This is a genomic window from Microbacterium sp. NPDC006705, from assembly GCF_044903545.1.
GTDB classification, from domain to species: Bacteria; Actinomycetota; Actinomycetes; order Actinomycetales; family Microbacteriaceae; genus Microbacterium; species Microbacterium plantarum.
In genome coordinates, this window is the sequence record NZ_JBJDQQ010000001.1 from 1337528 (window position 1) to 1361670 (window position 24143).

The window sequence follows — 24143 nt, forward strand, 5'->3', positions numbered from 1 at the left end:
GAGAGTTCGGAAGGCGAGACCCAGTCCGGAGTCTTGCCTTCTGCCACAGCGATGAAGGCCCACGCCACCCGTGGACTGAAAGGCTGTCCCGCGCGGCGTCCGAACGAGGGAAGGCTCGCTGATTCCACCATCCACTGCGTACCGATGCGCTCGCCGCTGATGTCCTGAGAAGCGAGCATCGCGCGGACACGCCGCGGCGAGACGCCGAGTTGTGAGGCGGCATCAGCCACGCTGATCAAGCCCATGAACAGTATTATTCCACCGCCGGAATAATACTGTCAACGCGGCCTGGTCTGGCATGGCGGAGGGTGTGGGATTCGAACCCACGGGACATTGCTGCCCACCAGTTTTCAAGACTGGATCCTTCGGCCGCTCGGACAACCCTCCCAGCGGCGTGAACCGCTGAGCTTCGATCCTAGCCGCCCGCGGCCCCGGTCAGAGCGAGCGGAGGATGGCCGCGACGCCGCCCTCCTGAACCGACACGGTGGTCTCGGATGCCTCGGCCAGCAGTTCGGTCGCGCCCTGCGCCATCGCGATCGCCCGCCCGCCGCGCTCGCGCGCCCAGCGGAACATCCCGATGTCGTTGCGGCCGTCGCCCATGACGAGGACGTCGGCCGGCTCGATGTCGAGCCACGTGCGCACCCGCTCGAGCGCCGTGGACTTGTCGACGCCCTGCGGCGCGATGTCGAGCCAGGCCGACCAGCCCACCGCGTACGACACCTTGTTCAGGCCGATGCGGTCGACCAGCTCGACGAAGTCGGAGTCGGTCTCATCAGGAGAGACCACGACGACGCGGCACACCTCCTGCTCCGACAGCTCGGCGAAAGCGACCTTGTCGGCGTCGTGCAGGTTCCAGTCGTGGAGCTCCTCGGTGTAGAGGCGGCGCCCGTCGGGCAGCTCGACCATGTAGCGGGCGTGCGGCAGGTGCTGACGCAGCAGGCCGAGCACCTCGCTCGGGTCGAACGTCTCGATGAAGAAGCGCTCGTAGGCGAGCACGTCGGCGAAGTCGTCGTCGATCCGCTTGAGGATCACGGCACCGTTCGAGCACACGACGTAGTCGGGGTTCAGCGCGAGCGAGCCGAGGATGCCATGCGTCCCCTCCCACGAGCGTCCTGTCGCGAGCATCACCTCGTGACCGGCCGCGTGCGCGTCGGCGACCGCCTCCACCACGCCGGGACTGAGCGTCTCGTCCTCGAGCAGCACGGTGCCGTCGATGTCGAGCACGATCATCAGGCGCGAGGCGCCGGCGACCGCCGGCATGACCTCGGCGACGTCCTCGACGATCTCGGCCGCATCGCGCGGCGCGACGACCTCGATGCCGCCCTCGTCGGGAAGCGCGTCGGGCGCCTGCGTCATCCCGCCGTCGGCGCCGGTCATGCGATCGGCTCCGCGACCTCGAGGCCGCCGAGATAAGGCCGCAGCACCTCGGGGATCACGACCGAGCCGTCCTCCCGCTGATGGGTCTCGAGAAGAGCGACGATCCACCGGGTCGTGGCGAGCGTGCCGTTGAGGGTCGCCACCGGCTCGGTCTTGCCGCCGTCGGGGCGGTGACGGATGTCGAGGCGACGCGCCTGGTACGTCGTGCAGTTCGAGGTCGACGTGAGCTCGCGGTACGCGCCCTGCGTGGGCACCCACGCCTCGATGTCGTACTTGCGCGCCGCGCTCGAGCCGAGGTCGCCGGCAGCGACGTCGATGACGCGGTACGACAGCCCCAGGTCCTGCAGCATCCGCTCCTGCATCTCGACGAGGCGCAGGTGCTCGGCCGCCGCGTCGGCGGGCGTCGTGTAGACGAACATCTCCAGCTTGTTGAACTGGTGCACCCGGATGATGCCGCGCGTGTCCTTGCCGTACGAGCCGGCCTCGCGCCGGTAACAGGTCGACCATCCGGCGTAGCGCTTGGCGCCGCGCTCGAGGTCGAGGATCTCGTCCATGTGGTACCCGGCGAGGGGGACCTCGCTCGTGCCGACGAGGTAGGCGTCGTCCTCCTCGAGGTGGTACACCTCGGCGGCGTGCTCACCGAGGAACCCGGTGCCCCGCATGACCTCGGGACGCACGAGCGTCGGCGGGATCAGCGGCGTGAACCCGGCGGCGAGGGCACGGTCGAGGCCGAGCATCATGAGCGCGATCTCGAGGCGCGCGCCGATGCCGCTGAGGAAGTAGAAGCGGCTGCCGGCGACCTTCGAGCCGCGCTCCATGTCGATGGCGCCGAGCTTCTCGCCGAGGGCGAGGTGGTCGAGCGGCTCGAAGTCGAACGACGGCGGCTCACCGTGCGTGCGAAGCGTGACGAAGTCGGCCTCGCCGCCCGCGGGCACATCATCGATGACGATGTTCTCGATGCGGGCGAGCGCGGCGTCGGCGGCCTCCTCGGCGGCGGTGACGGCCTGCTGGGCCTGCTTGACCCGTTCGCTGAGCTGCTTGGCCTCGGCGACGAGCGCGGCCTTCTCGTCCTTCGGCGCTTGCGCGACCTTCTTGCCGTGGGCGTTCTGCTCGGCACGGAGCCGCTCGAACGTCGTGATGGCCTCGCGGCGCTCGCGATCGGCGGCAATGGCGTCATCCACGCTCTCCGACGAGTTCCCGCGCTTCACCTGCGAGAGTTTCACCAGGTCGGGCTGTTCACGGAGCAATGCGAGGTCGATCACGCGTCAAGTCTAGGGTCGCCCGCATCCGCGCAGCCGGATCAGCGCACCCCGTACCGCCGCGGCCGTCCGGCGCAAGGGGCAATCCGCCACGGGCGGCCACCCCTAGGGTGTAGCCATGGCGACCGAGTCCGACGACACCTCCTCGCGGGAGCGCTCCGACGATCCCACCTCCCAGACCCCCGACCCGGAACAGGCGGCGGCTCCCGACGACGTCATCCGCGAGCCCGAGGACGTCGCGCCCGACACGACCGACGGTGAGACCGGCGAGGCACGCCGCGTCGGCCCCGAGGGCGAGACGGAGCCGATGTCGGGCGGCTCGGAGAAGCCCAATCCCAAGGCGGCCCTCGTCTACAACCCCATCAAGGTCGACGGCGACGCTCTGCGCGAGCAGGTGCTCCGCGCCGCCGAGGCGGCCGGGTGGGAGGAGCCCCTCTTCTACGAGACGACGGTCGACGACCTCGGCGACGACGTCACGCGTCAGGCGCTCGAGTCGGGCGTCAACGTCGTGCTCGTGGCCGGCGGCGACGGTACGGTGCGTGCCGTGTCGGGAGAGATGAGCGGCAGCGGCATCCCGCTCGCCATCGTCCCCAGCGGAACGGGGAACCTGCTCGCCCGCAACCTCGGTCTGCCCCTCACCGAGCCCGAGACCATGATCGAAGCGGCCTTCAGCGGCGACCGGACCGCGATCGACGTCGGCTGGGCGCGGATCACCCGCGAGAGCGGCGAGGTCGAGAAGCACGCGTTCGTCGTCATGGGCGGCATGGGGCTCGACGCGGCGATGATCGCCAACACCAACCCGCAGCTGAAGAAGTCGGTGGGCTGGGTCGCATACGTCGACGGCGCGACGCGCTCGCTCGTCAACGCCAAGCCGTTCCGCGTCGTCTACCAGCTCGACGGGCACCGCATGCACGCGGCTCGCGTGCAGAGCGTGCTCTTCGCGAACTGCGGGTCGCTGCAGGCCGGCATCGCCCTCATTCCCGAGGCTTCGATCACCGACGGCCAGCTCGATGTCGTCATCATGCAGCCGAAGGGCTTCTGGGGCTGGCTGCTCGTGTGGCGCCGCGTCGCGTGGGATAACAGCTTCCTGCGGAAGTTCCGGGCCGGACGCCGTGTGCTCGCGCTGCGGACGAAGGACAACGCGGTCGTCTACTCGCGAGGCCGCGGCGTCGCTCTCGCCCCGCAGGAGCCGCACCCGGTGCAGCTCGACGGCGACGAGTTCGGCGAGGCGAAGCACGTGCAGACCCGCATCGACCCGCGCGGTCTCGTTGTCGCCGTGCCGGCCGGGCATAAGCTGCCCGGCGGCTGAGCCCCCGCGCGTCCGCGCTGTCAACCGCTCGCTGACGCCGGGGTGGCCCGACAGGATGACGGGATGAGCTCGCCTTCGATCGTCTGGTTCCGCGACGACCTGCGCCTGGCCGACCACCCCGCGCTGCGCGCCGCCCTCGACCGCGGGGAGCCCGTCGTCGGCCTGTACGTGCTCGACGAGGAGTCTGCGGGCATCCGCCCGCTCGGCGGCGCCGCACGGTGGTGGTTGCACCACTCGCTCGCATCGCTCGCCGACGATCTGCGCGCTGGCGGGTCGCATCTCGTGCTGCGCCGCGGAGCTGCGGCATCCGTCGTCCGGTCACTCGTCGACGACATCGGTGCCGGAGCCGTCTACTGGAACCGCCGGTACGGCGGAGCCGAGCGTGCTGTCGACACCGACCTGAAGGACGGTCTGCGCGCCGACGGCGTCGAGGTCGAGTCGTTCGCGGCGAACGTGCTGTTCGAGCCGTGGACGGTGAAGACCGGGAGCGGCACTCCGTTCTCGGTGTTCACCCCGTTCTGGAACGCGGCACGCAACCTGCCCGCCCCGCGTGAGCCGCTCCCCCGGCCGGACGAGGTCCCCGGCCTGCGCTCATCGCCCGCCGGCGACGACCTCGACGATTGGGAGCTGCTGCCCACCCGGCCCGACTGGGCGGGCGGTCTGCGCGAGCGCTGGCAGCCCGGCGAGGCGGCGGCGCGCGCACGCCTGCGCGAGTTCCTCGACGACGACCTCGGCACCTACGACGCGGCCCGCGACGAACCCAGCGCGGGAGCGACCTCGCTGCTCTCGCCGCGCCTGCGATGGGGCGAGCTGAGCCCGCACACCGTCTGGCACGCAGGAGTCGAAACCGGCGGCGGCACCGGCGCCCATGCGACCTCCGCCTCGCGCTTCCTCTCCGAGCTCGGCTGGCGCGAGTTTGCGTCGCACACGCTCTACCACTTCCCCGATCTCGCGACGAAGAACTGGCGGAGAGGCTTCGACGCCTTCGCCTGGCCGGCCCTCGACCCCGCACACCTGACGGCGTGGGAGAAGGGCGAGACCGGCGTGCCGATGGTGGATGCCGGGATGCGCGAGCTCTGGCACACCGGATACATGCACAACCGGGTGCGGATGGTCACGGCATCCTTTCTCACCAAGAACCTGCTCATCGACTGGCGACTCGGTGAGCAGTGGTTCTGGGACACCCTCGTCGATGCCGACGGTGCCAGCAACGCCTTCAACTGGCAGTGGGTCGCGGGGTCGGGCGCGGACGCGTCGCCGTACTTCCGCATCTTCAACCCCGAGCGCCAGGCCGAGAAATTCGACCCGAGAGGGCTCTACATCGGCCAGTGGGCACCCGACAGCGCCGCGCGCGAGCCGATCGTCGACCTCGCGGCGACCCGCAAGGCGGCGCTGCAGGCGTACGAGGCGGTGAAGCGGGCGCGGTGAGGCGGGCGCGGGAATGCCCGCGGCGGCCGCACGGTTGACAGAGGCGATATGACTGATGCATCCCGCCCCGCCCTGTCCGTGCTCGACCTCGTGCCCGTGCGCACGGGACAGACCAGCGCGCAGGCCATCGCGGCGTCGCTGACCGTCGCGCAGCGGGCGGACGAGCTCGGCTACCGCCGCTACTGGTTCGCCGAGCACCACAACATGCCCGCCGTCGCCTCGACGACCCCGCCGGTGCTCATCGCAGCCGCGGCAGCGCGCACTTCCCGCATCCGGGTCGGCTCCGGCGGCGTCATGCTTCCCAACCACTCGCCCCTCGTCGTCGCCGAGCAGTTCGCGGCGCTCGAGGCGATCGCCCCCGGACGCGTCGACCTGGGCATCGGGCGCGCCCCCGGCAGCGATCCCGTCATCACGCAGCTGCTGCGTCAGTCGGGCACGACGAGCGACGTCGACCGGTTCCCCGACAACGTCCGCGACATCCTGGCCCTCGTGACCGGCGACGGCGCGACGGTGCGGTTCACGTCGGGCGGGACGTACGACGTCCACGCGACGCCCGCCGCCACGACGACGCCGGATGTCTGGCTGCTCGGATCGAGCGACTACTCGGCGCAGCTCGCCGCCGCCCTCGGCCTGCCGTACGTGTTCGCGAACCACTTCTCGGGTGAAGGCCTCGACCGTGCGCTCGGGCTCTACCGCGACCAGTTCCGACCGTCCGAGACCCTCGATGCGCCGCGGACGTTCCTCACCGCGAACGCCGTCGTCGCCGACAGCGATGCGGAGGCCGAAGCCCTCATGCTGCCGCAGGCCCGCATGATGGCACGCCTGCGGGGAAACCGTCCGCTCATCGCCCTCGAGACCGTCGAGGAGGCCGCCGCCGCCGAGGCGACCGACCACCTCGCCGCACCGCTGCTGGATGCCCTGCGCTCGCGCTGGTTCGTCGGCACCGGCCCCGAGGCCCAGGCCGCCCTCGCCGCGTTCGCCGCGCAGCACGGCGTCGACGAGGTCATGGTCTCGCCGGTGTCGGCCGCGCACGACGGCGAGCAGCCGGATGCCGCTCCCGCCCGCATCCGCACCCTCGAGCTCCTCGCCGCCTGACCCTGACCCGGCCCCGGCCCCGGCGGTCGTGGGGAGGCGGTGGGTCAGGCCTCGGGCTCGCCGGAGATCAGGGCCCGCAGCCAGTCGCGCGCCTCGACGAAGACGTCGTCGGAGTACCGCTGCGGGTAGCGGACGATCGCCCGGTCCGCGCGCGGGTACGACCCGAGGAACAGCACCTTCGGGCTGAAACGCCGCACGCCCATGAGGGCGTCGGCCATGCGCTCGTCGGCGACGTGGCCGTCGGCGTCGATGACGAACCGGTACCGTCCGAGCGCGTCGCCGATCGGCCGCGACTCGATCAGCGAGAGGTTGATGCCGCGGGTCGAGAACTGCTCGAGCAGCTCGAGCAGCGCACCCGGGTGGTCATCGGGCAGCTCCGCGATGAGCGAGGTCTTGTCGGCCCCCGTCGGCGACGGCGGGGCGACCGTGCGGCTCACGAGGACGAACCGGGTGACCGCGTGCTCGTTGTCGCCGATGTCGGATGCGAGCAGCTCGAGGTCGTGATGCTCGAGGATGCCGGGGGGCGCGATCGCCGCGTCGGCGTCGCTGACCCCGTCGATGAGGCCGACCGCGGCGGCGACATTGCTCGCGGCGGGCAGGTGCGCGTGCTCGGGGAGCGTCTTGAGCAGCCACTGCAGGCACTGTGCGTAGGCGACCGGGTGCGCCGCGATGAGCGACACGTCCTCGATTCGAGTGCCGGGCCGCGCCACGAGCACGAAGTTCACGGGCACGAGGTACTCGCCGACGATCCGCAGACCCGGCATCGTGGCCAGCGCGTCCTGCGCCGTCGAGACTCCGCCGTCGACGGAGTTCTCGATCGCGATCATCGCGGCATCCGAGCGTCCGTCCACGACATCCGCGAGCGCTTCGCCGACGTTGCGCACCGACCGCCAGATCTGGTCCCGCGCCTCGGGCACCTGGGCGAGGGCGGCCTCGGTGAAGGTCCCCGCCGGCCCGAGATAGCTGTAGGTGCGGCGGGCGGGCTGGTCGTCGTGCTCGGGCGTCACGCAACGAGCCTAGACCGGCGCGCCCACGGCACGCGCACGCTGGTCACGAGCACGCCGAGCACGAGCACCGCTCCGCCGACGATCTCGGCGGGGGCGGGGATCTGTCCGAGCAGTGCCGCGGCCGCCGCCATCGCCACGACGGGGGCCAGCAGCACCCACGGCACGACGGCGGCTGACGGATTGCGCGCCAGCAGACCGTTGAAGATCGCGTAGCCGACGAGGGTGCAGAGCCCCGCGGTGTAGACCGTCGAGACGAGGGCGCGGATGCCGAACCCGGCAAGACCCGCGCCGATCGCTTCCGGGCCCTCGAACACCAGCGCCAGCACGAGCGCGGGCACCGGCACGACGAGGGCGGACCAGACGGTGAGCGAGAGCGCCCCGAGCGGACCGCGCCCGGTGACCACGCCGGCGCGGCGGGCGATCACGTTGCCGACGGCCCACGACAGGGCGGCGCCGAGCGCGAGCACGACGGCGAGCGCCGGAGCGTCTCCCCCACGGCCGGCGGCGACGGTCGCGAGCCCGGCGATCCCGAGGCCCACGCCGATCACCTGCCCCGGTGTGGGGCGCTCGCGCAGCACTCCGGCCGCGATGACGACGGTGAACACCGCCTGGGCCTGCATGAACAGCGCGGCGAGACCCGGCTGCAGCCCGAGCCCGAGAGACAGGTACAGCAGCGCGAACTGGCCGAGGCTCATGAACAGCCCGACCCCGATCACCGACCCCCAGCCGGCCCGAGGGCGCGGCACCACGAGCGCGAAGACGGCGACGGCGGCGAACCGGATCGCCACGAACAGCAGAGGCGGGATGCCGGCCATGCCCCAGTCGATGACGAGGAAGTTGAACCCCCACAGGGCCGCCACCGCAGCCGCCAGGATCATGTCGCGTCGAGTCACGAGGCTCAGTCCACCGCGCCGGACCATCAACGACAAGCGATGCTTTCTCCACTCGAATCGGTAGCATCACTTCATGATCGATCTGGATGCCGTCCACTCGCTGCGAACCGTCGCACGGGAAGGCAGCGTCGCGGCCGCGGCATCCGCTCTGGGATTCACACCCTCGGCGGTATCGCAGCAGATCAAGCGTCTCGAGCGCGAGACCGGTGTCGCGCTGCTCGAACGCGTCGGCCGCGGTGTGGCCCTCACGGCCGCCGGAACGCAGCTCGTGGTCGGGTCGACCCCGATCCTCGCCGACCTCGAGCGACTGCGCGCCGACCTGCACGCCGGCGTCGGTGCGGACGGAGACGGCCGCGTCACCGGCGAGCTGCGCCTCGCCGCGTTCTCGACCGTCGTGCGCGGGCTGCTCGCTCCCGTGCTCGTGGGTCTGGCCGCCGCCCACCCCGACCTGCGGCTGCCGGTGCGCGAGAGCGAGCCCTGGGAGACGGTGGCGCTCGTCGCCTCGGGCCAACGCGACCTCGGCATCGTCCACCAGTGGGGCGGCGTCGCCCTCGCGATCCCCGAGAACCTGGTCGTCACGCCGCTGTTCACGGATGTCGCCGACGTCATCCTCCATCGCGACCATCCGCTCGCCGGCCGCGACGTCCTGCACCCGGCCGACCTCGCGCGTGAGCAATGGGTCGCCACCTTCGACACGACCATCTGCCGGCAGTGGCTGCGGCGGCTGTTCGACGGCATCGGCGGCGCCCCCCGCGTGCTGTACGAGTCGATGGAGTTCGAGAACCACATCGAGCTCGCCCGAACCGGAGCGGTCGTCGCGCTCGTTCCGCGCCTGGGACGCGGCGATCTCGGCCCGGATCTCGTCGCGGTGCCGACCGAGGCTCCCGCGTCGACGCGCGATATCTCCGCGGTGCATCGGCGCTCGCAGGCCGACTCCCCCGCGCTCAGAGCAGTCCTCGCCGCGCTGCTCGCCGCGACGAACGCGCACGATCGGCCGTGAGTGCCGTGTCAATCCGTCACCGCCGCGCCCGGAAACGGGCAGACTAAGCACTATGAGCCGTGCAGGAGCGCCCGCAGAAGCATCCGACCTCATCGACATCGATGAGCTGATCGCCGCCTACTACGACCGGAAGCCGGATGCCGCGGTCCCCGGGCAGCGCGTCGCGTTCGGAACGAGCGGCCACCGCGGTTCGTCGCTGTCGACGAGCTTCAACGAAGACCACATCCTCGCCACAACCCAGGCGATCGTCGACTATCGGCGCGCTCAGGGCATCGAGGGCCCGCTCTTCCTCGGGCGCGACACGCACGGCCTCTCCCTTCCCGCAGAGCGCAGCGCCATCGAGGTTCTCGTGGCCAACGGAGTCGACGTACGCGTCGACTCCCGCGACTCGTGGGTGCCGACGCCCGCGCTCAGCCACGCGATCCTGACCTACAACCGGGGCCGCGCGCTCGACGACGCGGGCCGCGCCGACGGCATCGTCGTGACGCCCTCGCACAACCCGCCGCGCGACGGCGGCTTCAAGTACAACCCCCCGCACGGCGGACCCGCCGACACCGACGCGACCTCGTGGATCGCCGACCGCGCGAACGAGCTCATCGCCGCAGGTCTCGAGGGCGTGCACCGCACCCGTCACGCCGACATCGACCTCGACGCGCTCGGCCAGTACGACTTCCGCGACGCGTACGTGCGCGACCTCGCCACGATCATCGACGTCGACGCGATCAAGGCGTCGGGCGTGCGCATCGGGGCCGACCCGCTCGGCGGCGCCTCGGTCGAGTACTGGGCGCTCATCGCCGAGGTCTACGGCCTCGACCTGACCGTCGTGAACCCCGAGGTCGACCCGACCTGGAAATTCATGACGCTCGACTGGGACGAGAAGATCCGCATGGACCCGTCGTCGCCGTCGGCGATGGCCGCGCTCGTGGCGCGCCGCGACGAGTACGACATCCTCACAGGCAACGATGCCGACGCCGACCGCCACGGCATCGTGACGCCCGACGCGGGTCTGATGAACCCGAACCACTACCTCGCCGTCGCGATCGACTACCTCTTCGCGAACCGCCCCGGCTGGCCGGCGGATGCCGCGGTCGGCAAGACCCTCGTCTCGTCGATGATCATCGACCGCGTGGCCGAGTCGCTCGGCCGCGAGCTGCTCGAGGTCCCCGTGGGCTTCAAGTGGTTCGTTCCCGGCCTGCTCGACGGCTCCGTCGCCTTCGGCGGCGAGGAGTCGGCGGGGGCCTCGTTCCTCCGCAAGGACGGCAGCGTGTGGACCACCGACAAGGACGGCATCCTGCTGTGCCTGCTCGCCGCCGAGATCCTCGCGGTCACGGGCAAGACTCCGTCGCAGCGCTACGCCGAGCTCGAGGCCCAGTTCGGGTCGTCGGCCTACCAGCGCGTCGACGCCGCGGCGACGCCGGAGCAGAAGGCCGCGCTCGGCAGGCTGTCGGGCGACGCCGTGACCGCCACGGAGCTCGCTGGCGAGCCGATCACCGCGAAGCTCTCGCACGCGCCGGGCAACGGTGCAGCGATCGGCGGCCTGAAGGTGCAAACCGAGCACGCGTGGTTCGCCGCGCGCCCGTCGGGCACCGAGGACGTCTACAAGCTCTACGCCGAGAGCCTGCGCGGACCCGAGCACCTCGCCGAGGTGCAGGCCGAAGCGCGCGCCGTGGTCTCGGCCGCGCTCGGCGCCTGACCCCGCGGCATCCTCGCATCACACGCCCAATGCACGGCTGAGCGCCGGTTGCACGACCTTCGAGCGTGAGCGGGCCGTGCGCTCGCGGCGAAGCCGTGCGCTCGGGCGCGTACCGCGGTCAGGACGGGCGGCGCCGGGATGCCGAACGGGGCGGCGCCGAGCGCAGGTGCGTCGTCACGCTGCCGAGGATGCGCGCGAGGTCGGCGGCGTCCGCGTCCGACAGCCGCGCGAACAGCAGCCGATGCACGGTCTCGATGTGACCGGGGAACACGGCGGCGAGCACCTCGCGCCCCGCGTCAGTCAGCACGACCACGGTGCTGCGCTCGTCCTCCGGAGACGGTGAGCGCGTGACGTATCCGCGCTGCTCGAGCAGCGTGGCCTGATAGGTCAGCCCGCTGCGGCTGTACACCACGCCGTCGGCGAGGTCGGTCATGCGCAGCGTGCCGCCCGGGGCGTCATTCAACCGCGCCAGCAGCTGGAACTGGACGTAGCTGAGACCTCCGGCATCCTTCAGCTGCGCCTCGACGGCGGGACGCAACAGGCTGCCCACCTCTGTGAAGGCGAGGTAGGCCGCGAGCTGCGTCGACGTCAGGGAGCGTGGCGCGTTCGTCATGGTTTCGATCATACCTATTGCTTCACATTCGAAGCAGTGCTACGTTCTCCATATCGCTTCGAATTCGAAGCACTTGAGCGTAAAGGATCACATCATGAAGGCAGTGCAGTTCTCTCGGACCGGTGGCCCCGACGTCCTGGAGGTCGTCGACATCGACCGCCCCGAGCCGGCCGCGGGGCAGGTCCGCATCCGAGTAGCCGCATCCGCGTACAACGCGGCAGACGGCGGGATGCGCGCGGGCTTCCTCCCCATCCCGATCGAGTTGCCCCACGTGCCCGGGTACGACGTCTCCGGGCACGTCGACGCGGTCGGCGCGGGCGTGAGCGACCTTGCCGTGGGCGACGCCGTCATCGCGTTCCTCCCCATGGAGCACGACGGCGGAGCGGCGGAGTTCGTGCTGGCTCCCGCCGACGCCGTGGTCGCCGCGCCCACGAGCATTCCCCCCGCCGATGCCGCCGCGCTGCCCTCCGTCGCGCTGACCGCATGGCAGGCCCTCTTCGACGACGGTCGCCTCGAACCCGGCCAGCGGGTGCTGATCGTCGGCGCCGGCGGCGTCGTCGGAAAGTACGCCGTCCAGCTCGCCAAGCGCGCCGACATCCACGTCATCGCCACCGCGAGCCCCCGCAGCGTCGACGCCGTCCGCGCTGCCGGAGCCGACCAGATCATCGACCACACTACGACCGACGTGCTGGGCGCGATCGACGGACGAGTCGACGTGCTGCTGAACCTCGCCCCGATCGAACCCGAGCTGTTCGAGGCCTACGTCGGGGCCGTCGCCGACGGCGGCGCGGTCGTCAGCACGACGGCGTTCATGGCCACGCCGAGCGACGAGGCGCGCGGCGTCCGTGCCGCGACGGTGTTCGTCCGCCGCGATAGCGACCGCCTGGCCGAGCTGGTCCGCCTCGTCGACGAGGGCGCGCTCACCGTCGAGGTCACGCGGCGCATCCCCCTCGCCGAGCTCCCCGCGCTGCACGCCGAGGCGGCTGAGAGCGGCATCGCGGGCAAGGTCATCGTCCTGCCCTGAGCGGCGCCATCCTCGCATCACCCCCCATGCACGGCTGCGCGCCGAGTGCACGACCTTCGAGCGTGAGCAGGCCGTGCGCTCGGGGCGAAGCCGTACGCTCGGGCGAGTCAGCGGGCGAGGAGCTCGGCCAAGCGGGGCAGCTGCGACTCGTCTTCCAGCGCTGAGCCGACGGCCACCACGCGTACGCCGGCGTCGAGGAAAGTCGCGGCGTTCGCGGCATCCATCCCGCCGGTCGCGACGAAACGCACACCCGGGAACGGCCCGCGGATGTGCTTGAACCAGTCCGCGCCGAGCCACTGGGCGGGGAACGCCTTGAGCCACGTGAGGCCGAGTGCCACCGCCCGCTGCACCTCACCCGGGGTCGCGACGCCGGGCAGGATCGGGATGCCGTGTCGCTGCGCCGCCCGCACGACCTCGGGATCGAGCCCCGGCGAGACGACGTAGGCCGCGCCCGCGTCGACGGCGAGAGCGACCTGGTCGACGGTGACGACGGTTCCGGCGCCGACGGCCTTGCCGCGCTCAGCGCCGAGACGCACGACCTCGCGCAGCGCGCGTTCGTCCTCCGCGGTCTGCAACGGCACCTCGACCGAGTCGATACCCAGGTCCCACGCGGTGGTCGCGAGACGCACGGAGCGTTCGAGACCCATCCCCCGCAGGATCGCCATGAGCGGGGCGCCGGCGAAGATGTCGTCGAGCGCCGTGTTCGCGTCGGTGTGCAGGGTGGTCATGAGACAGTCCTCTCGAGGGGTGGTTCGTTCTGGTCGGGCGCCGGGGCGGGGTCGGGGAAGTCGCCCGTCGTGGCCATCGTGAGCGCCGCACGCTCGTGCCCCGACCGCAGCCGGTCGTAGGGCGGGGCGCCAGCGAGCAGCGCCGCGAGGTACCCCCCGGCGAAGGCGTCGCCGGCCCCCACGGGCTCGACGACGTCGACGACGAGAGCAGGCTCGAAGACCGCGCCGTCGCGCGTGAACAGCGTGGCACCGACGGCACCGTCCTTGACGACGAGCTGCGGGACGTCCGGCAGCAAGGCGCGGGCGGCGTCCGCTGTCGCGGCATCCCACAGCGTCTCGGCCTCGTCGCGACCGACGAAGACGATGTCCGCGCGGCGTGCCAGGTCGAGCAGCGGGTCGGCAGCCGCAGCCGCGGCCCACAGCGGCGCCCGGTGATTGACGTCGACGCTCACGGACACGCCCGCCGCGCGCGCCCGATCGACGATCCGACGCAGGAACGCCGGGGCCGTTCCGCCCAGCGCGGCCGTGATCCCCGAGACGTGCAGCACCGCGACGCCGTCCCACGAAAGCGCGTCGGCGTCGGCTTCCGAGAGCTGCGCGGCCGCCGACCCGGCCCGGTAGTAAGTGACGCCGTGACCGGGGTCCTTCAGGTAGAGGCCGGTCGGGTAATCGGCGTCGATGACGACCCGCGAGACGTCGACTCCGCGGGCACCGACCCGCGACAGGACCCGTCGACCGAGGGCATCGTCGCCGACGCGGGAGAACCACGCGGCGGGCTGACCGAGCGCGGCCGCGTGCGCGGCGACGTTCGACTCCGCTCCCCCGGCGTCGATGCGGAACACCTCGGCGTGCTCGAGGCGCTCCGCCGCAGCGGGCGCGACCATCGCCATGGTTTCGCCCGCCGTCAGCAGCGCCCCACGCAGCTCCCCCCGCATGGCCACGCTCACTTCAAGGTCGTGACGGGTGCGGCATCCATGTCGTCGAACGTCTGGTTCTCGCCCGCCATCGCCCAGATGAACGAGTACGCCGCAGTACCCACTCCGGAGTGCAACGACCAGCTCGGCGAGATGATCGCCTGCCGGTCGGCGACGACGAGGTGCCGGGTCTCCTCGCGCTCACCGAGCAGGTGGATGATGCGGGCGTCCTCGGGGACGTCGAAGTACAGGTAGCACTCGGTGCGACGGTCATGGGTATGGGCGGGCATCGTGTTCCACATCGAGCCCTCGTGCAGCGTCGTCACGCCCATGACGATCTGACAGCTCTGCACGCCGTTCTCGTGGATGTACTGGTTGAGCGTGCGGCGGTTGCTCGTGGCCTGGTCGCCGAGCTCGCGCACGGTGCCCTCGCCGGGCGACACGAGCGCCGCCGGGTAGGCGGTGTGCGCGGGCGCCGAGAACAGGTAGAACTGCGCGCCCCCCTGGCCATCGGCCGCGTCCGCGTCGGCGAAGACGACGTCGCGGATGCCGCGGCCGAGGTACAGGCACGCGCCCGTCACGAGCGTGTAGACCTCGCCGTCGGCGGTGACCGTGCCGGTGCCACCGACGTTGATGATGCCGACCTCGCGGTGCTCCAGGAAGTAGTCGCTGCGGATCTCGGGGTAGCCCGGAAGCACCAGCTCGCGTCCGGCCGGCACGGCGCCGCCGAGGACGATGCGGTCGTGGTGGGTGTAGACGACGGTGATCTCACCCGGCACGAACACCTCGGGCACGAGGTACTGCTCGCGCAGGTCGGCGGTGGTCATGCCGGGGATCTGCGCGGGGTTGGTCGCGTAACGCTGCTGCATGGGGGTTCCCTTCTGGGGCGGTTCGGCGGGATGCCGGTGATGGAACGGGGAGGACCGGGGCCGGCTCAGCGGACGAGCCAGCCGCCGTCGACGGGCACGATCGCGCCGGTGACGTACGCCGCGGCATCCGAGGCGAGGAAGACGAAGGCACCCTGCAGGTCGCCGGGGGTGCCCCACCGGCCGGCGGGGATGCGGGCCAGGATCGATGCCTCGCGGTCGGCGTCGGCCCGGATCGGCGCGGTGTTGTCGGTCGCCATGTACCCGGGCGCGACCGCGTTGACGGTCACCCCCGACGCGGCCCACTCGTTCGCGAGCGCCTTGGTGAGGCCGGCGACCGCGTGCTTCGACGCCGCGTAGCCGGGCACGAGGATGCCGCCCTGGAACGACAGCATCGACGCGACGTTGATGATGCGCCCCGAGCCCTGCGCGATCATGCGGCGCCCGGCGGCCTGCGACAGATGGAACACGGCGTCGAGGTTGACCGCGAGCACGTCGTCCCAGTCGGCGGCCGGGTGGTCGGCGGCCGGGGCACGACGGATGATTCCGGCGTTGTTGACGAGGATGTCGATGCCGCCGAGCTCGGCGACCGTCTCGGCGACCGCTTCGGCGAGCTGCTCCGGCGTCGCGGTACCGAGATCGAGGCGGATGCGGTGCGCGCGGCGACCGAGCGCGGTGATCGCCTCCGCCGTCTCGGCCGCGTCGCCGCGGTCGAGTAGCGCGACATCCGCGCCTGCCTCGGCGAGAGCGACGGCGGCGCCCTGGCCGAGGCCGCGAGTGGAACCGGTGACGAGGGCGACGCGGCCGTCCAGCCGGAAGGAGTCGAGGATCATGCGGGGCCTCCGATGAAGGTGGTGGTCAGTTCGCCGAGACGCTCGATGCGCACGGTGACCGTGTCGCCGGGACGCAGCGGGCGGTGGCTGGCCTGCGCGTCCGGCAGCTTCTGCGGCGTGCCGGTCGAGATGACGTCGCCGGGTTCGAGCGTCATGACGCTGCTGAGGTACGACACGACGCGCGCGACCGAGAAGATCGTGGTGGCGGTGGACTGCGAGACGGTCACGACGCCGTCGCGGACGACCTCGACGAGCATGTCCTGCGGGTCGCCCGCCTCGTCGGGTGTGACGAGCCACGGCCCGAGCGGCGCGAAGCCGTCGAAGCACTTGCCCATCGCCCACTGGCTCTGCCGCCGCTGCCACGAGCGGTCCGACACGTCGTTGAGAATCGTGTAGCCGGCGACGTGCGAGAGCGCCGTCGCCTCATCGACATCCTTGGCCCGCCGCCCGATGACGACGGCGATCTCGCCTTCGTAGTCGACGTCGTCCGCGACCGCGGGCACCACGACGGGGTCGGCCGGTCCGGCGAGGGTGTTGGGGGTCTTCACGAAGATATCGGGGAACGCGGGGTCGTCGGCGGTCGGGTCGGCGCCGTCGGGCACATGCCCCCGGTAGTTGTAGCCGAGGCACAGGATCTTCCCCGGACGCACCGGCGCCTCGAGCCGCGCTGCCGACAGCTCGAGGTCGGCGACATCCGCACGCGCTGCGGCGCGGTCGAGCGCGTCGCGGTCGGCCGCGAGCAGGTCGGTCAGCGCCGCGGGTCCGAGGTCGACGACGCGGTCGACGCCGTCGACCGTCACGACGACGCCCGACCGGACGGCCCCCTCGGCATCGGCCGCGCGGACCGCGCGGTAACGGACGAGCCTCACCAGTACGGCTTCCAGTCGGGGCGCGCCGCGCGAACCAGAGCCTCGAGGTAGAAGTAGTCGCCCCACAGCGTGCCCTCGTCGACGCCGACGGACTTCGGCAGGTCGTAGACGCTGTGCAGCAGCACCGCGTCGGCGGCTTCGGGGCTCTCGGGCGTGTAGTTCTCGATGAGCGACGCGAGGATCTCGTGAGCCGCCGCACGATAGCGCGAGGCGGCCTCGGTATCGGCATCCGTCCCCGCTTCGAGCACGCCGGCGAGTTCGAACAGCCCCGACACCGCGATCGCGGCCGACGAGCTGTCGCGCGGAGCGTCGGCGCCGTCGGTGTAGACCATGTCCCAGAAGGGCACGCGGTCGCTCGGGAGGTGCGAGAGGAAGCGTTCGGCGCAGCGACGCGACGCGTCGAGCAGCGCCGGGTCGCCGGTCGCGCGGTGGTTCATCGCGAAGCCGTAGATTCCCCACGCCTGACCGCGCGCCCAGCACGAGTCGTCGAATGCACCCTGCTCGGTCGCTCCGCGCAGCGGCTCACCGGTCTCGGGGTCCCAGTAGAAGGTGTGGAAGGTCGTGTCGTCGTCGCGCAGGATGTGCGTGCGCAGCTGCGTCGTGTGGCGCCGCACCGCGTCGGCGAAGCGCTCCTGCCCGGTCTGCTCGCCCGCCCAGGTGAGCAACGGCATGTTCATGAGGCTGTCGACGATCGTGCGTCCGCGCTGCGCGGGGTCGGAGAGATCTCCCCATGCCTGGATGATGCCGGCGGGCTCGAGGAAGCGGCGCATGAGGTGATCGGCGGCCGCCAGGGCCGTCTCACGCGCGTCCTCGTCGCCGAGCAGCCGGTAGGGCGCGACCGAGGCGAGGCTGTACAGGAACCCCAGGTCGTGCGTGTCGAGGTCGTCCTCGTCGCGGATCCGTCGCGCGAAGTCCGCGGCGTGGGCCAGCCCGGCGTCGCGGAAGAAGGCGTCGCCGGTGATCTCCCACGCGATCCACATCATCCCCGGCCAGAAGCTGGTCGTCCAGCCGCGGTTGGCGCCGGCCGGGAACCCGTTCGCCGCGGGGCGGATCGGGTACCGGTCATCGTGCGTCGTGTCGTCGGGGTAGCTCAGCCCGAAGGTCTCGATGTTGCGGCGGAGCGTGCTCAGGGCGTCGGCGATCGCCGCCTCGATGGCGCCGCTGTCGCGCGCGAGGGCCGCGTCCGCGGGTACGCCGAGGTCGGTGCCGGGGAGGGATGTCATGTCGAGGGGTTCCTTCGGGGTTCAGACGGTCTGAGGCTCGGGATCACCGAGCGCCGGACGGAGGATGTATCGGGCGTTGGCCCAGGCGAGGTAGAGCGCCGGCGCCGAGGTGAGACCGATCGCGATGGCCGGCATCGAGACGAACAGCCCCGCCTGCAGCGCGATGACGGCGAGCGAGACGAGGCTCAGCCACCACCGGCGCACGCTCAGGAGCACCGCCGCTCGGGCGATCGAGCGCAGCGAGGCGTCGGGCTCTTCGGCGAGGGCAGCGAACGCGACGAGACCCGATGCGAGCAGGAGCACGGTCAGCACGCCGAGCACGGGGACGACCGCGACCCCCGCCTGCATCGGTGCGAAGAAGCGGACGTCGACCAGCACGACGACGAGGGCCGCCACGACGATCCCGCCCAGCACGATGGCCTTGCGCCACGAGCGCTTCCAGCTGCGGACGAAGGTCCGGACGACCTGGTTCTCACCCTCGCCGTGGGCGCGGAAGGTCGCGAACGCCGCCGTGATGCCCGGTGCGCACACCGGTGCCACGACGGCGAGCATCGGCCACGACAGCGCGGGGTCGGTGATCACCAGCAGCACGACGAGCGGCAGGCACGATGCCAGCAGCAGCAGGTTCGTCATGAGCCCGAGGTAGACGACGCCGAAGACGGTCGCGTAGGTGTTGTGCGAGATGCGCTTCACGGCCTCAGCCCTTCATCCCGCTGGTCGCGATGCCCTCGACGAAGTACTTCTGCCCGACGAGGAAGATGATCGCGATCGGCACCACCGAGATGACGAGTCCGGCGAACAGCAGGGCGTAGTTGGTGTCGTAGAGGTTGCTCACGAAGCTCTTGAGTCCGAGCTGGATGGTCCACAGGTCGGGGTTGCGCAGGTAGATGAGCGGCCCCAGGTAGTCGTTCCAGGTGTTCACGAACGTGAGCAGCGTGAGGCTCGCGAGGGCGGGCACCGAGAGGGGCAGCATGATGCGGCGCCAGATGCCGTACTCGCTCAGGCCGTCGAGGCGCGCGGCCTCCGAGAGCTCCTCGGGGATGGTCTCGTAGAACTGCTTCATGAGGAACACCCCGAAGGCGCCGAACGCCTGGATGAGGATGATGGCCCACAGCGTGTTCGAGACCTTGACGTTGGAGAGCAGGATGAACTGCGGGATCATGTACGACTGCCACGGCACGGCGATCGTGCCGATGTAGGCGAGGAACAGCACGTCGCGGCCGGGGAAGCGGATGCGGGCGAAGCCGTAGGCCGCGAACGACCCGGTCAGCACCTGCAGGAAGGTGACGACGACCGCGAGCACGAGCGTGTTGCGGATCCAGGTCAGCATCCCCGACTGGTTCCAGATGTCGACGTAGTTCTGCCAGACGAACACCTCGGGGATCCACTGGATCGGCACCGAGAAGACCTCGTTCGCCGTCTTGAGCGAGCTCATGATCATCCAGAAGAACGGCAGCAGCAGTGCCGCCGCGGCGATGATGAGCGCGACGTAGCCGGCGAGGCGTCCGACGCGGCGCAGCGGCGACACGGTGTCGGGGCGGTGTCCCTCGGGCAGGCCGTCGGCTGCGATCTTGCGCAGCGCCCGGCGGTCGTCCTGGGGTACGAGAAGATTCGTCATCAGACGTTCCTCCGCTTGTTCCAGATGAACTGGAGGATGGTCACGAGGATGCAGAGGAAGAAGAGCGCCACGGCGGCCGCGGAGGCGTAGCCGAACTGGTTCTCCTCGAACCCCTTGCGGTAGATGAACTGCGAGATCACGAGCGTCGACTGACCCGGCCCGCCCTCGGTCATGACGAGGATCAGGTCGAAGATCTTGAACGAGTTGATCGTGAGCATCACGGTGACGAAGAACATCGTCGGCCGCAGGCACGGCAGGGTGACGTTCACGAAGCGCTCCCACGCGTTCGCGCCGTCCATGCGGGCAGCTTCGTAGAGCTCGCGGGGCACGGTCTGGAGCCCCGCGAGGAACAGGATCATGTAGTAGCCCATGTCTCGCCAGGTGCTGACGATGACGACGGCGGGCATCGCCCACTCCGACGAGGTGAGCCAGCCGGGCGGGTTGGCGATGCCCACGGCGCGGAGGATCTCGTTGATCGGGCCGTACTCGGGGCTGAAGAGCAGGTTCCACACGACCGCGATCGCGACGATCGAGGTGATGTAGGGGAAGAACGCGGCGGTGCGGAAGAACGCGACGCCGCGCAGCTTGTTGTTCAGCAGCAGCGCGAGACCGAGCGACGCGATGATCGTCAGCGGGATGTGCAGCGCGGCGTAGTACAGAGTGTTGACGAACGAGATGCGGAAGCTGCCGTCACCGAGCAGCCGCTCGAAGTTGGCGAGGCCCACCCAGTTCGCCGTGCCGAAGATGTTCCAGTTCGTCAGCGACATGTAGAACAGGGTGATGACCGGCACGAGGGTCAGCAGGGCGAAGCCGACGAAGTTCGGCAGGATGAAGCTCCACCCCAGCAGCGTGTTGCGCAGGGTCAGCTTCGATCGCCTGCGGCGCTGCGCCGGCTCGGGGCGGCGCGCCTTCGGTGAGGCGGCAGTGGTGGTCATGGTGTCTCCTGGGGAGGACGGCGGGGGATGCGGCCGGCGCGGGGTGCCGCGCCGGCCGCGGGGTGCCGTCGGCGAAGCGACGGCGCGCGGGATCAGTCGAGACCGACCTCGTTGGCGACACGGTCCTCGGCCTCGGTGATGGCCCGCTCGACCGGGGTCGAGCCCGACAGGATCGCGCTGTGCATGTCGTTGAGGATGTTCTGGATCGCCGCCGTCTTGTTCGACGTCGGGTTCTCGGGGTGGACGTCGCCGGTCGACCACGCGAACTTCGACAGCTCGTCGGTCGGAGCGCCCTCGACGGCGAAGTACGCCTCGGTGACGGCGTCGTTCGACGCGGCCGGGGTGATGCCGATCTTCGCCAGCTCCTCGGCGGCCTCCAGGCTCGCGGCATAGGCGAGGAAGTCCTTCGCCGCCTGCACCTTGGCGCCGTCGATGTTGGCGTTGATCGAGAAGCCGGTCGGGTCGCCGAACGTCACGGGCGTGTTGTCCATGCCGGTCGTCGACGCGTCGAGCTGCGGGATCGGCGCGATGCCCCACTCGAAGTCGTTGGCCTCACCGGAGGCCTGCTGCGAGATCAGGGTCGCGACGTACCACGTGCCCATCGGCAGCATGGCGGCCTTCTGCGTGCCGAACTCGCCCTGGTAGGTGAGCTGGTTGGCCGTCGAGGTGTTGAAGTCGACCTGCGCGCCGGCACCCTGGAGCGCGAGCACCCGGTTGTAGTAGTCGGCGAAGTAGCCGTAGTCGCCCGAAAGCACGTCGGTGTCCTCCTGTGCCGAGGCGAAGCCCTGCACGGTCGACTGCCAGCGGTGCTGGTAGGTGCCCTTCGCGACTCCCGCGGTGTTGATCGCCTCGGCGGCCGCGTCGTAGTCCTCCCACGTCCACGAGCCGTCGGGGTACTCCTGGCCCGCGGCGTCGAAGAGCGTCTTGTTGTAGAACAGCACCCAGCGGTCCTGGCGGTAGGGCACGCCGTAGGCGGTGCCGTCGACCTCGTACGACGAGGCGCCGCCGACGCCGTCGGGCAGCTCGACGTCGGAGACGTCCATGAGCTGGCCGCCCTCCTGGAACGTCGTGACGAACTTCACCTCTTTCTGGGTGATGATGTCGGGTCCGACGCCCGCGGCGAGGTCGGCGGTGACCAGCGTGTTGTACTCAGCCGCGTCGTACTGCTTGAGCTCGACCGTGACGTCGGGGTTCTTCTCGTGGAAGGCGTCGGCGAGCACCTGGAACTCGGGGGTGGTGTCGAGGCTCCACCCCGACAGGGTCAGGGTGACGGGGCCGTCGGCGGTCTGGGCGGGCTCGGATCCCCCGCCGCAGGCGGCGAGCGACAGGGTGGCGACGACCGCCATTCCTGCTGCGGCTGCGAATTTGCGCTTCATGCGTGCTGCTCCTTTGCGATTGCGTGCGAGGTCCCACGTCGGACCTCGTGATGCCGAAGCGCCGGGGCAGGCGATTCGGAGTCGATGAGACGGCTCACGGTCCGGGCCCCGTCGGGCCAGGTGACCGTGACCGAGGCGCCGTCGACGGCGACGGCCGCGTGCGGTGCGCTGCGCTCGCCACCGGCGAGATCGAGCAGGGCGACGACGGGCTCGCCGACGCGCACCGCGTGCTCGATGACGGGCACGAGCGTGCGGACGCCGAGCGGATCGGCGTCTGCACGAGACACGAGTCCCGCGACCCCGCCGGTGGTCAGGGCGCGGATGCCGCTGCTGCGGCCCCGCGATGACACCCACGCTCCGGTGTCGTCGGTACCGCCGACCACCTCGTCACCCGAGAGCGGCCAGCCGCCGAGGCGGAGTCGCAGCGATGCGGCATCCTGCCCGGGCGCGAGTGCGTCGACGACGATGACACGCACCTCCGACGATCCGCGGACGATCGAGGTGGTCGTGACGGTGCCCACGGACGTGGCATGTCCGACCAGCCCGGATCCGTGACGATGCGCGCTGGGGACCGGGTCGACGAGGTGCGCGTCCCAGCGGGATGCCGCGATCCCGACCCGCCCGTCCGCGTCATCCTGCACGCGCACGTCGCGCAGGGTCATCGCCGTGCGGTGCGTCGCACGTCCGTCCGAGTCGACGAGTGCGACCGACTGCTCGAGCGGCTCGAGCCAGCCACGCTCGTCGACGATCGGCGAGGTGGCCGTGGAGTAGCCCAGTCGCGCATAGAGCGGTGAATCGGTCGTGCGGTCGCCCGGGAACGCGTGGTCGGTGCCGTGGTTGACGATGCGGACGATTCCGTCGGCGACCGTGCCCGACACGATCCAGCCGGGCGATGCGATCGCGCGCAGGTCGTCCCCCGCCTCGATCGGCAACGGCTCGGCCGGGGCCGTCCAGGCCGGGTGGTCGGCGGGCAGCAGCAGACCGAGGAAGCCCTTGACGGCCCAGTACGGCGAACCCGGGCCGGAGTACGACTGTGCGAGCCCGCGCCAGGTGCCGTGCCAGCCCATCGTGAGCAGGCCGTCGGCATCGGGGGCGCCGTGTTCGGCGAAGTGCGTCACGATCCGGTCGGCGGCGTGGCGGAGGCGGCCGGGGCTGTGTGAGGGCACATTCGCGATGGCGCCGGCCCAGAACGGCGCGGCGGCGGCGAAGCGGTAGATGAGGCTGCGCCCCTGGATGAGGGGCGAGCCGTCGCCGCCGACGAGCGCGAAGGCGTCGTGGAGGAACGCGTCGAGTCGGGCGACGTCGGCGCCCGTCCGGCCCCCGGCGAGATCGGTGGCCCCCGTCATGCGCGCCCACAGGATCGGATAGACATGCAGAGCCCACCCCACGTAGTGGTCGTAGGAGCGCTGGGCACCGTCGGAGAGCCAGCCGCCCTCGCGGACGAACGAGTCGTGACGGGCGAGGTCGGCGGCGATGTCGTCGGCCGACCAGGGGCCGCCGACCGAGCGCAGGAAGGTCTGCACGACGATGCGGAACCAGACCCAGTTGGTCTGCGGATAGGTGTCGTCGCCGACGACGGGAGCGAGGTAGTCGACGACGCGCTGCTGCGTGAGGTTGTCGAGACGCTCCCAGATCCAGGGGCGGGTCAGATCGAGGACGAGGGCGAGGGATGCCGCCTCGACCTTGGCCTGCGCGTGCTCCTCCATCCGAACCCACCGGTCGGGTGCGTTCGGGTCGACGCCCGAGACGATTCCGCGCGAGTAGTGCGCGATGAGCTCGTCTACCCCCTCGCCTCGTGCGCCCGCGATCCGGAATCCTGCGAGCAGGAAGGTGCGCGCGAAGCCCTCGAGCCCATCGACGGCGTGACCGTAGCCACCCTCGGCGCCCGGGAAGTGGATGCGGCCCGCGCCGGGCGTCGCGTGACGGAGCGCGGCATCGAGCAGAACGTCGGCGCGGGCGACCCAGGTGTCACGCTCGGTCGCGCCGTGTGGCGGGTTCGGGTGCTCAGAAGTCACCGGTTCTCCTTCGAAGGGCTTCATGGTCGTCATCGTTGATCGCGACCGATTCGGAGATTAGCAACCCG

The 24143-nt window shown here is 71.0% G+C and carries 22 protein-coding genes and 1 tRNA gene; 6 read left to right on the top strand and 17 right to left on the bottom strand.

The annotated features are described in order from the left end of the window. Positions 1–299 precede the first annotated feature (299 nt). The 3 genes from ACI2K6_RS06430 to serS form a co-directional block, all read right to left on the bottom strand. A tRNA-Ser gene (locus ACI2K6_RS06430) sits at positions 300–387 on the bottom strand. Between the two features lie 48 nt (positions 388–435). Beyond that, positions 436–1377 (bottom strand): HAD family hydrolase, encoded by a 942-nt coding sequence (locus ACI2K6_RS06435; protein ID WP_103841269.1) that lies wholly within the window; start codon positions 1375–1377, stop codon positions 436–438. Then, positions 1374–2639: a serine--tRNA ligase gene (gene serS, locus ACI2K6_RS06440; RefSeq protein ID WP_274178360.1), complete on the bottom strand. Its 1266-nt coding sequence runs from the start codon at positions 2637–2639 to the stop codon at positions 1374–1376. Before serS ends, ACI2K6_RS06435 begins: the two co-directional genes overlap by 4 nt. A gap of 115 nt (positions 2640–2754) precedes the next feature. On the opposite strand from serS, the gene ACI2K6_RS06445 reads away from it, so the two are divergent. From ACI2K6_RS06445 to ACI2K6_RS06455, 3 genes are all read left to right on the top strand, one after another. After that, a complete protein-coding gene (locus tag ACI2K6_RS06445) occupies positions 2755–3945 on the top strand; it encodes a diacylglycerol kinase family protein (protein ID WP_323987231.1) in 1191 nt (396 codons plus the stop codon). A 63-nt stretch (positions 3946–4008) separates the two neighbouring features. Next, entirely contained in the window at positions 4009–5373 is a 1365-nt protein-coding gene (locus ACI2K6_RS06450) for a deoxyribodipyrimidine photo-lyase (protein ID WP_282502048.1), read from the top strand. A 48-nt stretch (positions 5374–5421) separates the two neighbouring features. Further along, a complete protein-coding gene (locus ACI2K6_RS06455) occupies positions 5422–6468 on the top strand; it encodes an LLM class flavin-dependent oxidoreductase (RefSeq protein WP_269267208.1) in 1047 nt (348 codons plus the stop codon). Between the two features lie 44 nt (positions 6469–6512). Here ACI2K6_RS06455 and pheA read toward each other — a convergent pair whose 3' ends face one another. Together pheA and ACI2K6_RS06465 are read right to left on the bottom strand one after the other, a co-directional pair. Beyond that, positions 6513–7475: a prephenate dehydratase gene (pheA, locus tag ACI2K6_RS06460; protein ID WP_112616472.1), complete on the bottom strand. Its 963-nt coding sequence runs from the start codon at positions 7473–7475 to the stop codon at positions 6513–6515. Further along, complete coding sequence (locus ACI2K6_RS06465) at positions 7472–8368, bottom strand: EamA family transporter (protein ID WP_282502047.1); 897 nt, start codon at positions 8366–8368, stop codon at positions 7472–7474. Before ACI2K6_RS06465 ends, pheA begins: the two co-directional genes overlap by 4 nt. 73 nt (positions 8369–8441) lie before the next feature. On the opposite strand from ACI2K6_RS06465, the gene ACI2K6_RS06470 reads away from it, so the two are divergent. Continuing rightward, complete coding sequence (locus tag ACI2K6_RS06470) at positions 8442–9368, top strand: LysR family transcriptional regulator (protein ID WP_323987226.1); 927 nt, start codon at positions 8442–8444, stop codon at positions 9366–9368. Positions 9369–9420: 52 nt separating this feature from the next. After that, positions 9421–11061 (top strand): phosphoglucomutase (alpha-D-glucose-1,6-bisphosphate-dependent), encoded by a 1641-nt coding sequence (gene pgm, locus ACI2K6_RS06475; protein ID WP_112616468.1) that lies wholly within the window; start codon positions 9421–9423, stop codon positions 11059–11061. A 118-nt stretch (positions 11062–11179) separates the two neighbouring features. Here the strand turns inward: pgm and ACI2K6_RS06480 are convergent, their stop codons facing one another. Then, positions 11180–11674, bottom strand: coding sequence for a MarR family winged helix-turn-helix transcriptional regulator (locus ACI2K6_RS06480; protein ID WP_282502045.1), 495 nt, complete (start codon positions 11672–11674; stop codon positions 11180–11182). Between the two features lie 94 nt (positions 11675–11768). Here ACI2K6_RS06480 and ACI2K6_RS06485 point away from each other — a divergent pair, with 94 nt between their 5' ends. Next, entirely contained in the window at positions 11769–12698 is a 930-nt protein-coding gene (locus ACI2K6_RS06485) for an NADP-dependent oxidoreductase (protein ID WP_282502044.1), read from the top strand. Between the two features lie 107 nt (positions 12699–12805). On the opposite strand, the gene ACI2K6_RS06490 is transcribed toward ACI2K6_RS06485, so the two are convergent. The 11 genes from ACI2K6_RS06490 to ACI2K6_RS06540 all read right to left on the bottom strand — a co-directional run bounded on the left by ACI2K6_RS06490 (position 12806) and on the right by ACI2K6_RS06540 (position 24075). Further along, complete coding sequence (locus ACI2K6_RS06490) at positions 12806–13426, bottom strand: bifunctional 4-hydroxy-2-oxoglutarate aldolase/2-dehydro-3-deoxy-phosphogluconate aldolase (protein ID WP_269267200.1); 621 nt, start codon at positions 13424–13426, stop codon at positions 12806–12808. Beyond that, positions 13423–14361 carry a sugar kinase gene (locus ACI2K6_RS06495; RefSeq protein ID WP_269267199.1) on the bottom strand — a complete coding sequence of 313 codons (939 nt, stop codon included), beginning with the start codon at positions 14359–14361 and terminating at the stop codon, positions 13423–13425. Before ACI2K6_RS06495 ends, ACI2K6_RS06490 begins: the two co-directional genes overlap by 4 nt. A gap of 8 nt (positions 14362–14369) precedes the next feature. Next, positions 14370–15209 carry a 5-dehydro-4-deoxy-D-glucuronate isomerase gene (gene kduI, locus ACI2K6_RS06500; RefSeq protein ID WP_274178352.1) on the bottom strand — a complete coding sequence of 280 codons (840 nt, stop codon included), beginning with the start codon at positions 15207–15209 and terminating at the stop codon, positions 14370–14372. A 65-nt stretch (positions 15210–15274) separates the two neighbouring features. Next, positions 15275–16039, bottom strand: a complete 765-nt coding sequence (gene kduD, locus ACI2K6_RS06505) for a 2-dehydro-3-deoxy-D-gluconate 5-dehydrogenase KduD (RefSeq protein WP_269267195.1) — start codon at positions 16037–16039, stop codon at positions 15275–15277. After that, positions 16036–16908 carry a fumarylacetoacetate hydrolase family protein gene (locus tag ACI2K6_RS06510; protein ID WP_323987222.1) on the bottom strand — a complete coding sequence of 291 codons (873 nt, stop codon included), beginning with the start codon at positions 16906–16908 and terminating at the stop codon, positions 16036–16038. Before ACI2K6_RS06510 ends, kduD begins: the two co-directional genes overlap by 4 nt. Next, the gene (locus ACI2K6_RS06515) at positions 16905–18131 is read right to left on the bottom strand and encodes a glycoside hydrolase family 88 protein (protein WP_323987220.1); all 1227 of its coding nucleotides are present in this window, start codon (positions 18129–18131) and stop codon (positions 16905–16907) included. Before ACI2K6_RS06515 ends, ACI2K6_RS06510 begins: the two co-directional genes overlap by 4 nt. 21 nt (positions 18132–18152) lie before the next feature. Continuing rightward, positions 18153–18824, bottom strand: a complete 672-nt coding sequence (locus ACI2K6_RS06520) for a DUF624 domain-containing protein (RefSeq protein WP_269267190.1) — start codon at positions 18822–18824, stop codon at positions 18153–18155. 4 nt (positions 18825–18828) lie between these two features. Next, positions 18829–19749: a carbohydrate ABC transporter permease gene (locus ACI2K6_RS06525; protein WP_269267189.1), complete on the bottom strand. Its 921-nt coding sequence runs from the start codon at positions 19747–19749 to the stop codon at positions 18829–18831. Beyond that, a complete protein-coding gene (locus tag ACI2K6_RS06530; RefSeq protein ID WP_269267188.1) occupies positions 19749–20684 on the bottom strand; it encodes a carbohydrate ABC transporter permease in 936 nt (311 codons plus the stop codon). The genes ACI2K6_RS06525 and ACI2K6_RS06530 overlap by 1 nt, the downstream gene beginning before the upstream one ends. Before the next feature lie 92 nt (positions 20685–20776). Continuing rightward, positions 20777–22060, bottom strand: a complete 1284-nt coding sequence (locus tag ACI2K6_RS06535) for an ABC transporter substrate-binding protein (RefSeq protein ID WP_274178349.1) — start codon at positions 22058–22060, stop codon at positions 20777–20779. Beyond that, on the bottom strand, positions 22057–24075 hold the full coding sequence (locus ACI2K6_RS06540; protein ID WP_274178348.1) for a DUF2264 domain-containing protein: 2019 nt from the start codon (positions 24073–24075) through the stop codon (positions 22057–22059). Before ACI2K6_RS06540 ends, ACI2K6_RS06535 begins: the two co-directional genes overlap by 4 nt. Positions 24076–24143 lie beyond the last annotated feature (68 nt).